General features: G+C 46.2%; 9 protein-coding genes. 6 read left to right on the forward strand and 3 right to left on the reverse strand.

From position 1 onward, the window contains the following. Nucleotides 1-10: 10 nt before the first annotated feature. Complete coding sequence (locus NDI48_03745; protein ID MEP0830316.1) at nt 11-445, forward strand: hypothetical protein; 435 nt, start codon at nt 11-13, stop codon at nt 443-445. 30 nt (nt 446-475) lie between these two features. Next, the gene (locus tag NDI48_03750; GenBank protein ID MEP0830317.1) at nt 476-2,710 is read left to right on the forward strand and encodes a pentapeptide repeat-containing protein; all 2,235 of its coding nucleotides are present in this window, start codon (nt 476-478) and stop codon (nt 2,708-2,710) included. Nucleotides 2,711-2,713: 3 nt separating this feature from the next. Here the strand turns inward: NDI48_03750 and NDI48_03755 are convergent, their stop codons facing one another. Further along, a complete protein-coding gene (locus tag NDI48_03755; protein MEP0830318.1) occupies nt 2,714-4,879 on the reverse strand; it encodes a S8 family serine peptidase in 2,166 nt (721 codons plus the stop codon). 202 nt (nt 4,880-5,081) lie between these two features. Between NDI48_03755 and NDI48_03760 the strand changes: the two genes are divergently transcribed. The 4 genes from NDI48_03760 (at nt 5,082) to NDI48_03775 (ending at nt 12,582) form a co-directional block, all read left to right on the forward strand. Next, nucleotides 5,082-7,739 carry a CHAT domain-containing protein gene (locus NDI48_03760; GenBank protein ID MEP0830319.1) on the forward strand — a complete coding sequence of 886 codons (2,658 nt, stop codon included), beginning with the start codon at nt 5,082-5,084 and terminating at the stop codon, nt 7,737-7,739. 263 nt (nt 7,740-8,002) lie between these two features. Beyond that, complete coding sequence (locus NDI48_03765; GenBank protein ID MEP0830320.1) at nt 8,003-8,764, forward strand: DUF928 domain-containing protein; 762 nt, start codon at nt 8,003-8,005, stop codon at nt 8,762-8,764. A 131-nt stretch (nt 8,765-8,895) separates the two neighbouring features. Beyond that, nucleotides 8,896-11,907 carry a CHASE2 domain-containing protein gene (locus tag NDI48_03770; protein ID MEP0830321.1) on the forward strand — a complete coding sequence of 1,004 codons (3,012 nt, stop codon included), beginning with the start codon at nt 8,896-8,898 and terminating at the stop codon, nt 11,905-11,907. 96 nt (nt 11,908-12,003) lie between these two features. After that, complete coding sequence (locus NDI48_03775) at nt 12,004-12,582, forward strand: TIGR04376 family protein (protein MEP0830322.1); 579 nt, start codon at nt 12,004-12,006, stop codon at nt 12,580-12,582. Nucleotides 12,583-12,747: 165 nt separating this feature from the next. Here the strand turns inward: NDI48_03775 and NDI48_03780 are convergent, their stop codons facing one another. After that, on the reverse strand, nt 12,748-13,095 hold the full coding sequence (locus NDI48_03780; GenBank protein MEP0830323.1) for a hypothetical protein: 348 nt from the start codon (nt 13,093-13,095) through the stop codon (nt 12,748-12,750). Nucleotides 13,096-13,307: 212 nt separating this feature from the next. Next, nucleotides 13,308-14,312: a phosphoribulokinase gene (locus NDI48_03785; GenBank protein ID MEP0830324.1), complete on the reverse strand. Its 1,005-nt coding sequence runs from the start codon at nt 14,310-14,312 to the stop codon at nt 13,308-13,310. Nucleotides 14,313-14,827: the final 515 nt, after the last annotated feature.

Here is a 14,827-nt window from a genome sequence, read left to right on the forward strand (position 1 = left end):
AATAGAGGATATGGATGTTATCGCGCTAACGGCTTTTTTGACTCCTTTTCTACCCTTTCTGATCAAGTTCGGTGAGAAATCCGCCGAAAGTGTTGCGAGTAAAGTTGGTGAAGATTCTTGGAACAAGGCGAAGAAAGTTTGGGATAAGTTACATCCAAAAGTTGAAGCCAAGGAAGATGCCAAAGTTGCGGCTGAACAGGTGGCAGCAAAGCCAGATAGCAAAGCTCGTCAAGCTGTTTTTCAGGAAGAACTGGAAACATTACTCCAAGAAAACCCAGATTTAGTAGATGCGATCGCTCAAATCATGCAAGAGAAACCTGAAGCAACTTCGGGAACATCAATTAATCAAACTATCAACAATACGAAAGGACAGGTAATGGGGCAAATGAGAGGTAAGGCGACTGGTATTAGTATTACTACTGATCAAGGTGATGTAAACCTGTAGTCGCCTGGAGAGATTAAAAGCGATCGCATCATGACAACTCCTCCTGATTCAGAATCACCTTTCCCTCTTGTACCCACTAACCAGATTAAGCAAGATATAGACGAAACTCAGGGACAGGTGATCGCCCAGATGATGGGTGGTTTAGCCATTGGTAAACTCACGGTTTATCTGTCCCATGCCCAAACTGAAGCAAAATCGCCTCAACTAGATACTACGAACTTAGGGGATAATCCCTATCGAGGGTTGCTGGCATTTCGAGAAATCGATGGCGATCGCTTTTTTGGGCGCGAAACGCAAATCGAGCAACTGTGGCAGAAGTTCTGCCATCTCCATGAAGACCAATCGACAGTGCGGGTGCTGCCGATTTATGGGCCATCGGGTTCAGGAAAATCATCCCTGGCACGAGCAGGACTGATTCCAGCCTTGGGTAAAAAAAGCTTGCCAGGTCGAGATCGCGCTCGATTGGCGGTACTTGTACCTGGAACACACCCTCTAGAAGCCTTAGCAACAGTATTGGCGCGGATTGCCACCAACGACCCAACTCCAGTAAAAAAATCCCAGGAATTTGAGGAATCTCTCAAAACCAAGAGTGATAAAGGTAACTATGAAGGCTTAAGGCGCATTGCGGATACATTCCCTGATATCACCTTCTCTCCCTTGATTATTTTGGTGGATCAGTTTGAAGAGGTTTATACCTATACTTTCTCGTTGGAGAAGACTGAGCGAGAGGCGTTTATTGCTGAGCGGGATGCCTTTATTGAGAATTTGCTTTGTGCCGCAGCAGAGCGATCGCAACGGGTATCTGTTATTCTCACGCTACGAAGTGACTTTTTAGGGGACACTCAACAACACCCACGCTTAAACAAACTCTTTTCAACTCAGGGGTTTCTGGTGCCGATTATGCAACCAGAGGAGCTAGAGATTGCCATTGCTAAACCCGCAGAACAGGCCGGACATAAGCTGGATAAAGCGATCGTTACGCTCTTAGTCGAGCAAACACAGGGGCGGGAAGGCACACTCCCTCTACTACAGTTTGCCCTGACTCGGATTTGGGAAGGCTTGCAAAATGGGGTCGATCCGGCAGAAACCTTGCACAACATTGGTGGAGTAGGAGGCGCACTGGCGGGTGAAGCTCAACGTCTGTATCAATCCTTGAGTGCTGAAGACCAAGCGATCGCTCGTTCTATTTTCCTAGCATTGGTGCAATTGAATGAAGATAGCGGAGATACCCGTCGCCGTGCTGCGGTGTCAGAACTAATTGCCAGCGACGGCGACGAAGCCCGTGTTTGGTCAATCATTAATCGGTTCGCAGAACCTAGAGTGCGTTTCTTAGTTCTCTTCTCCGATAAACAATATGGCGAAATGATCGAAATGATCGAAGTCGCCCACGAAGCCCTAATTCGCAATTGGAAACAATTAAAAGATTGGCTCAAGGAATGTCGGGAAGCTCTGCGGAAAAAACGCAAGATTGAAGATGCGGCAGAAGAATGGAAGTACCAGAAAAAGTCTAAGGATTACCTACTTCAGGGGCGATCGCTCCGTGATGCTAGGGAGTTTATGCAAGCCGCTAAGAAGGAGACGGCTTTATCGAGTTTGGCGGCAGAGTTTGTTAAAGCAGGTGTACAACAACAGAGAAGTAATATTTTAAAATTAGCTAGTGGATTTCTTGTCTTTCCCTTAATAGGCACACTAATTACTGTTCATTTGCAAATCATTAGCCGAGCTAACTTAATACTATATCGTGATGATTGCAAACAAGATTCTGAGATTAAAGGTCTGCTGGAATATATGTGGTGGACAAAAAATGCAAATCGACTTAGAGATTTAAAACTGTGCAAAGAAAACATGCGGGGAATTAAACTACCCGAAGTCGTCATAACAACTTCAGATTTTAAAAATGCTAATTTATCCAATATTGATTTTCATAAAGCTACAATACTAAACTCTAACTTTCGTGGAGCTACTATCGCATATACTAATTTTAGTGACGCATTGTTAGCTGAATCAGACTTCCAATGTTCAGATACAGAATGTACTATTTTACTTGGAGCGAACTTTCAAAATGCTAAATTACAAAAAGCAAAACTTCAGAATGCAGTTTTAGTAAATGCCAACTTTAGAGGAGCTGATTTGACGAATGCAAACTTAGATGGGGCAGAAGGGCTAACGACAGAACAATTAGAAACTGCTATACTTTGCCATACGATAATACCAAAATACATTACCATCTCTGGTACTAGGGATTGTTCTGATGAATTGCCCTGATGCTCAATTAGGTTGACAAGGGGTATGTCCGCAAATTTCTTTTTTGTTTTTTGTATCCCATTTACAAAAAACTTTTCTTTGCGGATGACAATATTCATCGCTAAAATCCCTATAATTGAAATCACTTTTACTATTATTATCAAACATAACAATTTCAGAGCTGCACTTCGATAAAGCATCAGAAGCTAGTTTTCTAAGATTCTTAAGCTGTTTTTGTGTTGCTTCAGCTTCTTTTTTGAGTGATAATGTTCTTGATACTAGATTGTCCCTGGTCGTTTCATCAAGTCTTCGTCGTAAAACTTGAGTCAAGACCTCGATGGCTGATCCTTGATACTTACCCAGCTTGAGAAGTCCTTCAGCCGCAGCTATATGTTCCTCGTCAATTTGGTCAGCTTGAATAATTTTTCCTGAGTTATCTAAACAATCATCTAAAATTTCCCGTAAATAATAGGCAGACTTGGTGACTGGTGAACGAGGGATGAAGTTAGCCTCACTGATTCTTAGTTCAACATCCTCTAATCCACATTCATCAATTGTTGCTTGTAATTGCTTTTCAAATTGCCAAAGCAGTTCATCGAGTTTCTTTTGAAGTCTAGGGAATTCAGAAGACATCGGTTTTCTCACTTTTGATGTTAGATAAATGTTTGAAAGATTTTGAGCTGTTCGCTCTGAAGATGCACAATCAACGCAACAATTTTCGTTAGTGAATGCCTTAACAGCCTCTACCGCTTCATACGCATCCGCTAACCCATAACCCGTTGCTAGGTCGAGTCCTTCCCGTGCTCGATGCCCCCCTGTACCTGGATTGCTAAACCCTTCAACCACATCACGAGCCGTTTGCTGCAAAATTTGCTTTACCCTCGCAGGAGACAAGCTCGGATCGACCTGTTTCATCAAAGCACAGATTCCAGCTATCTGAGGTGCGGCGGCTGAAGTACCACTAAATGCAGCCCATCCATCTGAGGGCAGTGTGCCATCACCCACAACAGATAGCACCCGATCGCGCAAACCATCGGGAGGAATCGGCAACATGATATAAGCCCCATCAGGAAGCTGCCCAACCAAACCACACAAATCTGGAACTTGGCGTCGCGGATACACAGGACTGATAAAACTGCTAGCGTAATTGCTGGCTTCCAAACGACCTTTTAACGACCCATCCAAATGCTTGTAAACACCCCCGACTGCGATCGCATCTGGATGTTGGGCTGGAAAACCCCAGCTTCCATTGCCAGCCGCAAAAATAACGACAATCCCCTCACGAACTGCACGAGCAATCACAGCCGCTAAGACTTTGTCTTGAGGAGAAAGTCGAGAGCTTCTCTGATCCGATCCCCAACTGCAAGAAATAATATCAGGTCGTTGCTCAATCGCTCGTTTGAAGGCAGCAACCGAGGTAACGTTCGTGAGTTTACCTTCTAGTGCCACGTCAAACTTAATCATGGTTAGCTCAGCCTCAGGAGCAATCGCAAAAACATTTGCAGATTCTCCTGTTCCATGACCACTATTATCTCGTTCCGGATCAATTGCACCAGGGCTGAGAACAACATTTACTTTGTAGTTATGGTGTCTAAAAAATGGATGGGGATACCACCCAGAGTCAATCATGACGACCCTAACACCCTTACCTGTGATGCCTTGTTGGTGAACCGGGGTTGCATTTAACCCTTGAGCAACATCATCTGGCACATTCAGATATTTCGTCGTTGTTGCTGGTGGAGCTATTGCAGGACTAGGGCGTTGAGAGTAGTAAATCGGTTCGTTAATCGCAATACCATCTAATACCTCATTCCAAATCGTGTCAGAGGTATCAATCTCTCCAAAGGGTTTGTCATCAACTGAATTGATAAATGTTGCCGTACTTGGCTCACCCATTTCTTTGATTACAGGGCGCTCAATTGCCTCCAATCTTGTCTGAAACGATCGCTCATAAACCTCTCGCTCGGCAGCAATGCTGATCAACGCTTTTCCTACATCTAAAATTTCAAATCCTGCTGCCTGTAAGCGTTTAACTGCTAATGTGACTAGGTTCGGTTCTGCCTGAAATTGAACCACGTTCTCGCTAGTGACGAGACTTGAAGAGCGCAACAACGATGCCCCACTCGCTGAACGGACAACAGCCTCAGCGTAAACCTTAGAGGGGAACTCTGGCTGATTCTGCCTACTCATTCAATGGATACATTCATAAAAAACTGTGTGATAAAAAACATTCTACTCTCACAAAACTAGGGAAATTTCAGGACAATCATAGCAAAGGGGCAAGAATAACGCCGTAATGTAATGCGGATTTGGCTGATGAGTTAACAATCATCCGGCTACTTGCTCAAAATAGGGTTAAAGGTTGGAAGGTTGAACGTTGAAGGTTGAAGGCATGACAAGACTTCGCCAATTTTCCCCGATACACAAGAGTTGGTCTATTGTGAGACGGCGTATTTCACACTTTATCCTGGGACTGCTGACCCTATCCCTAATTACAGTCGTCTTACCTGTCGCCGCGCAGCATTCTCCCATTGCCTCAATAGAACAGCACACAACTCATGCTTCAACCCAACTCGAACAAGGCAGAACCCTCTATGAGGCAGGACAGATTGCTGATGCTGTTGCGGTTTGGCAACAGGCAGCTCAGGATTACGAAGCAAAAGGCGATCGCCTCAATCAAGCCCTCAGTCTGAACTATCTCTCGCTAGCTTATCAAGACTTAGGACAATGGCAAAATGCCCAGAAAGCGATTTCCCAAAGCCTAGAACTCATGCCCCCTAAAGAGTCGTTCACTCTTGCCCAAGTCCTCAATACCCAAGGCAGTCTCCAACTCGCCTTAGGAAAAGCCGAAGCCGCTCTCGATACCTGGAAACAAGCCGAACACGCCTACCAATCGGCTGGGGATGAAGTTGGTGTGATTGGCACTCAAATTAACCAAGCCCAAGCTCTACAAACGTTAGGACTGTACAGACGGGCAAAGACTAACTTAGAGCAGGTGAATCAAAAGCTGCAAACTCAACCCGATTCCCTGCTGAAAGCCGCAGGACTGCGAAGTTTAGGTGTTGCCCTGCAAGTGGTGGGAGACTTACAAAAATCTCAAGAAGTCTTAGAACAAAGTTTAGCAATTCAAGAGCGCCTGCATTCTGCCGGGGATACCAGCGCCACGCTCTTTAGTTTAGGGAATACGCATCGAGCTTTACAAGATTATCCAAAAGCCAAGAAACTATATCAAAAAGCGGCTAAAAAAGCAACAAACCCACTCAGCCAACTGGAAGCGCAACTCAACCAACTGAGCCTGCTGGTTCAAACCGAACAGTGGCAAGCGGCGCAAGCTCTGTTACCCACCATTCAGACGAACCTCACTCAACTACCCCCTAGTCGTTCGGCTGTCTACGCTCAAGTGAATCTGGCTGAAAGCTTGATCAAATTGTCGGCGCTCACAGGTAAGGTTGAACGTTCTCCAAACCCTCAGCCATCTTCAACCGCGTTAACGGATATGGCTCAACTTTTAGCCAAAGCTGTCCAACAGGCGAGGATGCTGAAAGACTCAAGAGCCGAATCTTACGCTCTTGGGGAGTTGGCACATCTGTATGAATACACACAGAACTTTCCAGAAGCGCAAAAACTGACTCAAGATGCTCTCAATCTGGCTCAGGCAATTAATGCGTCGGATATTACCTATCGTTGGCAGTGGCAACTCGGTCGAATTCATAAACATCAAGGAGAACTTAAGGGAGGATTAACCCAGCCGCATACGGTTCAAGCGCTTGCTGCGTACACTGAAGCTGTCAAAGCTCTACAATCCCTTCGCAGCGATTTGGTGGCAATTAATCCTGATGTACAGTTTTCTTTCCGGGAGAGTGTTGAACCTATCTATCGCGAACTTGTGGAATTGCTTCTGCAATCCCTGCCTGAGCAAGATCAAGTCTCCAGGCAAGAAAACCTCAAACAAGCCCGCCAAGTGATTGAATCGCTCCAGCTCGCTGAATTAGATAATTTCTTTCGGGAAGCCTGCTTGGATAATAGCAAACCTGAGCAGATTGACCGGGTCGATCCCACGGCGGCGGTCATCTATCCGATTATTTTGTCAGACCACTTCGCGGTTATCCTCTCCCGTCCAGGGCAACCCTTGAGCTACTACCAAACTCAGTTACGCCAAAGTGAAGTTGAAGGCATTCTGGAGCAATTCTTACAATCTTTGAACCGCTCCTTCTCTAACAAACAGCGTTTGCGCTTTGCACAACAAGTTTATGACTGGCTAATTCGACCGGCTGAGGCTCAGTTAGCGGAAAGCGGCGTTAAAACCCTAGTCTTTGTCCTAGATGGTTCTCTGCGGAATCTGCCTATGGCAGCCCTCCACGATGGAAAACAGTATCTTGTGGAGAACTATAGCATTGCTCTTAGCCAAGGGTTGCAGTTGCTAGAACCGCGATCGCTCGCTCGGAATCGCCTCACTGCCTTAACTGGGGGACTGACTGAGGCTCGTCAAGGCTTTGCCGCCTTGCCAGGAGTCAAGTCTGAACTCCAGCAAATTTCCTCTGAGGTGCGTTCTGAGGTGCTGCTTAATCAGGAATTTACTCAGAAACGTCTGGAAAAGAAGATTAGTGAACTGCCGTTTCCCGTGATCCACCTCGCTACTCATGCTCAGTTTAGTTCCAAGGCCGAGGATACCTTTCTCCTCACTTGGGATGGTCGAATTAAGGTCAAGGATTTCGATGAATTATTGCAATCTAGAGAACGGCAAAACCAGAACCCCATTGAATTACTGGTTCTGAGTGCCTGCCAAACGGCAGCGGGTGACAAGCGGGCAACGTTGGGATTAGCCGGATTAGCCGTGAGGTCTGGGGCACGTAGTACCTTAGCCACTCTATGGTCAGTGTCCGACGAATCCACCGCCGAATTCATGGCTGAATTTTATCGAGAGCTATTTCAAACTCAGGTGAGCAAAGCTGAGGCGGTTCGTCAGTCTCAGCTCATATTGTTAAAAAAATCTAAATACGAGCATCCTTATTACTGGGCACCTTTTGTTCTGGTCGGTAATTGGCTTTGATTTTCTCCCGTTACTAAATTGCTTGGTGATGATTTTGCTTTCAAATTAAGCAATTTGATCTCAAGTTAAGCAAGTAGATATCAAATTAAGCCATTTACTATCAAGTTAAAGAATTGGCTTTCAAAGTCAACAATTTTTTTATTTTTTTAAACTAAATCTTACTCAAAGAAAGTTATCTTTATCAGGGTGTACAGATGACGAAAATTGAAAAATACAATACCCTTAAAGATGCCTATATCTATCTTTAGGGAGAGGGCAGAATCATGGCTTGCCAAAATGAACGTCGATCTATAAGTTTTTTTTCAGTGAGTTTATCCTTGAACCTGATGCTGATCGCTGGCTTAGCCATACAAGTAGGGGCGCAGTCAGCTCCAGTGATACCTGGAAAAACTATTGTCAGTGTGACCTTTGAGCCTCTCAGAGATGGCAAACCCGACGATTCAGCGGGAGGGGCATCCCGTAATGGTGGGATATGTCCTCAAGATACACAATTGTTAGGCCCATCCGTTACTCCATTGAGACCGGCGACTCACTCAGAATTGACCGTATCAGAGCATCCCACATTCTTTGTTTATGTGCCTCAAACTTCCGCCGGAAAGGCGCTTTTTGTTCTTAAGGATGACAACGAAGATTATTACTATCAAAAAATAATTCCAATGAATCGCTCTGGGGGTATTGTTAGCTTCAAACTTCCAGAGGATGCTCCAAAAATTGAGGTCGGTAAGACTTATCAATGGTCTTTTGTGATGATGTGTGGAGAGACAATCCGACCGGATAATCCGACTGTAGAAGGTCGAATCCAGCGAATTGCACCGAACCCAGCTTTGAGCAGTCAGCTCAAGAGTTTGTCCGCAGTGGAACGTGCTGCCTTGTATGGCAAAAATGGAATTTGGTACGATACGCTGACCAGCCTCGCCCAACAAAGGCGATCGCAACCGAAGGATTCAACCTTAGCCGCTACCTGGGAAAAGTTGTTAAAATCAGTGGGTCTGGAGGCGATCGCAACAAAGCCGCTATTACAATAGGCATCTATCTGTATTGGGTGCCAGATACTCGATCACAAATGGCTAAAGCTTAATCGTCATTAAGAACGCCAATCAGCATTTAGCAATCAGTCATCGGGGGTTTTCTTGTGTATTCTGGTTACCAATGATACATGTGGCTGAAGCTCAGGCAGCGAATTTGGAAATGGCGTGGGGTATTGATTACCGCCCCTACTGTAGCAGGAGTCATCATTGCTGCGAACTCGACAGGACTATTTCAACTTTTAGAATGGGTAACTCACGATCAATTGGTGCGTCTGCGTCCCAAGGAGCCAATTGACCCGCGCATTACTATTGTTACCATCGATGAATCAGATCTCAATAAAGTTGGCGTCGGGCAAGTGCCTGATGCGGTTCTGGCTCGATTAATTGAGAAACTCAAAGCACAAAAGCCGATCGCCATTGGTTTAGATCTGTATCGAAATTTCCCCGTGGCACCCGGTCATCAGGCATTAGTTGAAGTATTTAAGTCCACTCCCAACCTGATTGGCGTTGAGAAAGTAGTTGGGGAGACGGTTCCACCTCCGCCCACTTTAAGCCAGCTTGGTCAAGTTGGGATTGCAGATTTAGTGTTAGATGCCGATGGCAAGGTGCGTCGAAGCTTATTAACGGTTGAGGATCAGGGTAAAACTCAAGAAAGCTTAGGAACCAAGCTGGCTTTAATCTATCTGGAAAGCAAAGGGGTTCAGCTCCAAGTCGTTGATGCCAGCAAGCGGCATTATCGGTTAGGGCAAGCTGTATTTAAGCCTTTTACGGGAAATGAGGCCGGCTATATCCGTGCGAATTCCGGTGGCTACCAAATTTTGTTGAACTATCGCGGCACCCAAGAAAACTTCCGTACTATTTCGATGACGGATATTCTAGAAAACCGGATACCACGAGACTGGGTGCGCGATGCCTCGGCGGGTGCTTTCGCCGGACAAGTTGTGCTGATTGGGGCCGCAGGACAAAGTTCCAACGACTTTTTTTTGACTCCCTACAGTAGCCGATTGTTCACCTTTTTACCCAGCCCAAAACGCAGCCCGAAACGAATGCCTGGTGTCGTGATTCATGCCAATTTAGCCAGCCAGATCTTGAGTGCCGCTTTAGATGGGCGACCGTTGATTAAGAGTTGGACAGAACCCAGCGAGTGGTTGTGGATTTTAGGCTGGTCGTTCATCGGTGCCACAGTCCGTTGGCTGTTACTTGAGGGAAACCCATTTAGAAATAATGTCTATCATCGCTGGATCATCCTGGGCATTGGCATTCTATCGCCCGTCGGTATTCTGTTGACACTTACCTATGTAACCTTTTTAGGCGGTTGGTGGATACCTGTAATCTCTCCGTTACTGGCTTTGATTGGGTCTACCGTTGCCGTTGCAGGTTACCAGCGCCTGGAATTGCAGCGGGAAAAAGCTGACCTGGAACTGATATTGGAGACGACTACCGAGCACTACGATACCATGACCTGTGAGCTGCAAAACCAGGCAGAGGAAGCTGCCAGAGAAAGTGAGAGAAGGCTAGCTCAATTCCTAGAAGGTGTTTCGGTCGGGGTGGCAGTAATTGATGCCAAAGGCAACCCTTATTTTGCCAATCAGAAGGCACAGGAATTACTGGGCAAAGGTGTAGTTGCGGATACGAGCGTTGAGCAATTGGCAGAGGTTTATCAATACTTTGTTGCGGGTAGTGAGCAAGTTTACCCGGTAGAAAATTTGCCCATTGTGCGGGCGTTGAGAGGCGAACATACTACCGCTGATGATATCGAAATCCACCGGGGAGATAAGAGTATTCCCATCGAAGCTTGGGGAACTCCGATTTATGATGAATCGGGTCATGTAGCTTATGCGATCGTCGCCTTTCAGGACATCACAGAACGCAAACGAGCAGAGGAAGCCCTAAAACAGGCAGAAGAGAAGTATCGCAGTATCTTTGAAAATGCACTGGAAGGCATCTTTCAGATGACACCTGATGGACTTTACCTCAGCGCTAATCCTGCCCTCGCGCAGATTTTTGGCTACGACTCCCCGGAAGAGTTGATATCAACTCTCACTGAGATTGAGCATCAACTTTATGTTGAGCCGCATCGTTGTACCAAATTCATGACCTTAATGCAACAAAACGGTTCGGTGTCTGGGTTCGAGTTTCAAGCTTATCGCAAAGATGGCAGCCTAATCTGGGCGAGACAGAATGCGCGTGCTGTACACAATGCCAATGGGTTACTGCTCTACTATCAGGGCTTTGTTGAAGACATTACCGAACGCAAACGATCAGAAGCAGAGCGGATTAAGTTTATTAATCAGCTCTATCAACTCAACCAAGCGAATGAACGCTTTGTGCCGCGTCAATTTCTCCAGTTATTGAACAAAGACAGCATTATTGATGTCCAATTAGGCGACCAGGTACAGCTAAACATGTCAGTTCTGTTTGCCGATATTCGTAACTTTACGACTCTGTCGGAAAAAATGACTCCGGAAGAAAATTTTCGATTTATCAATGCTTACTTGAGTCAAATGGAGCCTGCCATTCTGGAAAATAATGGCTTTATTGATAAATATATTGGGGATGCGATTATGGCGCTGTTTAGCGGCAGTGCCGATGACGCGGTTAGAGCTGGAATTGACATGTTACATCGGCTGGCTGAGTATAATACAACGAGGAATCGTCCAGAACGTCTACCGATCCAAATTGGTATTGGCATCAATACGGGTTCTTTGATGCTGGGAACTGTAGGCGGCCCTAACCGGATGGATAGCACGGTGATTAGTGATGCGGTTAATTTAGCCTCTCGTATGGAAGGGCTGACGAAAGAGTATGGGGTGTCGATGCTGATTTCTCACCATACGTTTAGGAATTTGCACCACCCTGTGATGTATGCTTTCCGCGTGATTGATCGGGTTCAGGTGAAAGGCAAATCAGAAATGGTGTCCGTCTTTGAAATCTTTGAGGCTGATCCACCTGAACTCCGCGAGAGTAAGCTACTCACAAAATCCACCTTTGAACAGGGTTTATTTCTTTACACGAGACAGGCGTTGTGGGAGGCGGCACAAATGTTTCAAGCTTGTTTGGAACTTGCCCCTGAGGATAAAGTGGCTCAAATCTATCTGAAGCGCTGTCAGCCTAGGGCGATCGCCGCTCTTGCTGAGTAACTCTTAAAAGCGAGCAAGGGAAGCTAAACCTGTACCCTCCCTTGTCTTAGGATTGATAACATAGTTGGACGTACCTGAGCTGATTGAGGGGGAGCAGTGGGTTTATTTGATGATTTCAATCGGTTTCTGGAAGACCGCCTAGAGGAGTTTCTCCGCAATAATCCTCATCTAGAGTTACAGGCACTTGAAGAACAGCTGCGGGAGCAGGAAGAGGACTCACTCAGGCTGATTGCGGACTTAAAGCAGCAGCAAAAAAATTTGCAAGACGAAATTTTAGCGATCGCGCAAGACATCCAGCGCTGGCATGAGCGCGTCGAAAAAGCCCAGTCTCACGGCAGACAAGATTTGGCTCAAGCCGCTCAAGAGCGAGAAGCCACTCTCCTACGTCAGGGGAACCAGCGCTGGGGACAGATGGAAGGCGTCAAACAGCGAATTCAACAATCTCAGGAACTGATTCGTCAGATTCAAACGCGTCGGCAGGAAGTCCGCACCAAAGCCAAAGAGGTAGAGGCGGCGCGTGCTAGTAATCAGGATCAGAGCAAAGTAGAGACTTTTGGTTGGAACCAGAGTAGCAGCCGCCAGAGCTACAATGGCCCAGATCCCTTAGATGACCAGTTTAGACGTTGGGAATTGCAAGAAGAGTTAGACCAGATGAAGCGGAATATGGGTCGCTGAGTTAGGTTTGTAAAATATACGTTCGGGTCTGTGGGGGAGCACAGAAGTAAAGCAGTTCTCAAAGCAGAGGAACTCTGGGAGCATTGATAGATAAACTTTCCTCACCCTTTTTTAGGCGTACACCTTTGAAAGGTTTATACACCCGTCCATTGACACGCTGGAGTGTCAAATTTTGGAAGTCTCCTCGTTCTTGACCGCTTCTGGAGTACGGCGGATGGTGAAGGAAATTTCGCGAGTGGCTTGAGGCAGTGGCTTCGCGGAGGACGGATTAAGACTAGACCCGTTGGATACCTTGGTAAACTTATCCCTCAATGCTGTCTGTAGTGGCTGCATCTGCGATTGAGCAAACGGCGACTGAAAAGACCAGCCTGCGTATTTACCATAATTGGAGGCGATCGCTAACACAGCTCCAGCCAAAATAAATACAGGGAGCGGCAACGTAAAGTTTTTCATCCACTGGTAAAGTTCTACCATCCCAAACACAACCAGAACGCTCGTAATCCACACTCGCATAACGCTAGTCCTCGTCCTATCCAACTGTATTTCTTATTACCAAATCTGCCCTAGAGATGCTATTAAATTTTCCGTCTTTTTTTCTCCCTTGTTGTCTCTGCTTTGAATTAATCGGATTTGGTCTTACTCCTGTCTATCAAAAATAGAGCGCGAGAGGCAACATCAGCCTCTCGCGTACTCAAGAATTTTTATACAAGTCAACGCGGAACGAACTAGACCTTGGCAACCGCTGGGGATTTGCTAGCCGTCAAGCGCTCATAAGTGGCTCGCATTTTTAGCCCAACCAAAACTTGGAACAGTCCAGAGCCATTGTTGGAACCCGGATAATCCGGGTGCTTGAGCATCAGCTCGGTCATCTCACCATAGAACTTGGTCGAGGTATTGCTGAGGTGACTTTCGATGTAGATCATCTCCTCTAGATTGTCAAACTGACCATCCACTTCTAAGACGGAGACATCATGACCGTAGTAAGAATCGGGGCCGTAGAAGAGTTTGATGCCAGGATAAGCACAGGTCAGCTTGCGACCGCAAGGTCTCCAGTCAATGGTTGACCCTTCATCAAACAGATAGACTGGATCGAAGCCTTCCACGTTATCCTTCTGTAGCAGGCGGACGCGCAGGATCTTGCTCTCCTTGTCATCTGGCAGAAGCTGCGTCGGCAAGATTTGAATCACAACGTCAGCGAATTCTTTCTGAGGCTCAATGTAAGCCGAAAAGTCAGGGCGTCTGGCATTAATCGCGGCAATAACATCCTCGTAGCGGTGTCCCCGCTCAGCCATGTCTCGCTGGATTTTCCAGTTGACTTTGACTTCATCACTGATGTCCAGGTATACGCCGAAATCAATTAGCGATCGCACCCGTTCGTCATACAGAGGATGAAGCCCCTCAATCACGATGATTTTATTCGGCTCGACCCGCTCTGGTGGATCAAGTTCGCCCGTTTCATGGTTGTAGATTGGCTTGTCAATGGCTTGACCTTCCTTGAGCGCTTTGATTTGCTCATACATCAGGTCAAAGTTGTTCGCTTTAGGATTTAGGGCGGTCACCCCTTGTTCTTTGCGCTGTTTTCGGTCTAGACAGTGATAATCGTCTAGACAGATAACCGTCATGAACTCTTCGCCAAATAAATCTATCAAGCGGCGCAGAAATGTTGACTTACCGCATCCAGAGTCTCCAGCTACACCAATTAATACCGCGCGATCCGGCTGAGTGGTCATATCTTCCCTCTAACGCAATACATAATTTTCAAAAAAGTTTTCAGCAATCTAAATCCACAGCCTCGGGTCAACCCGTCTGTTTATTGGGTGCCGTTTTCATCCATCATGAAGGCATGATGTACTAAAGTACTATCCCTCAGGGAAGACTCCAGCCCTGCACGGCGTAAGTATTTACTACTAGCTACTAACAGTGGATTTTACCAAAATGAGATTCACGATACAAGGCTTAATGTAAGTCTTCTGATCTCACTCAGTATTTATGCTAAGGTAGCCGGGGTCTTTTGTCTAAAGAAAATATGAAATTGACTCAAGATTGACAGAATTCTCACCAACTGCTGAGTAACCTGAGTCTAGAGGGGTTACGGTTGGTTCGGACAATGACAACCGTGAAACTAGACTGGGCATAGTTTTACAATGTTACGCTAAGAGTGCTGTCTTGGGTTCATTGGGCCTATCCTCCAATCTGGCATTGGAGTCGGCTTGTGGTGACAAGGGCACGTATTAGCAACACGAGT

The organism is Microcoleus sp. AS-A8 (genome assembly GCA_039962225.1).
Classification (GTDB): domain Bacteria; phylum Cyanobacteriota; class Cyanobacteriia; order Cyanobacteriales; family Coleofasciculaceae; genus Allocoleopsis.

Coding starts and splice junctions, on each gene's coding strand:
- NDI48_03750 (MEP0830317.1), top strand. CDS start 476: ATGACAACTCCTCCTGATTCAGAATCACCTTTCCCTCTTGTACCCACT.
- NDI48_03780 (MEP0830323.1), bottom strand. CDS start 13,095: ATGCGAGTGTGGATTACGAGCGTTCTGGTTGTGTTTGGGATGGTAGAA.
- NDI48_03760 (MEP0830319.1), top strand. CDS start 5,082: ATGACAAGACTTCGCCAATTTTCCCCGATACACAAGAGTTGGTCTATT.
- NDI48_03745 (MEP0830316.1), top strand. CDS start 11: ATGGATGTTATCGCGCTAACGGCTTTTTTGACTCCTTTTCTACCCTTT.
- NDI48_03755 (MEP0830318.1), bottom strand. CDS start 4,879: ATGAGTAGGCAGAATCAGCCAGAGTTCCCCTCTAAGGTTTACGCTGAG.
- NDI48_03785 (MEP0830324.1), bottom strand. CDS start 14,312: ATGACCACTCAGCCGGATCGCGCGGTATTAATTGGTGTAGCTGGAGAC.
- NDI48_03770 (MEP0830321.1), top strand. CDS start 8,896: ATGTGGCTGAAGCTCAGGCAGCGAATTTGGAAATGGCGTGGGGTATTG.
- NDI48_03765 (MEP0830320.1), top strand. CDS start 8,003: ATGGCTTGCCAAAATGAACGTCGATCTATAAGTTTTTTTTCAGTGAGT.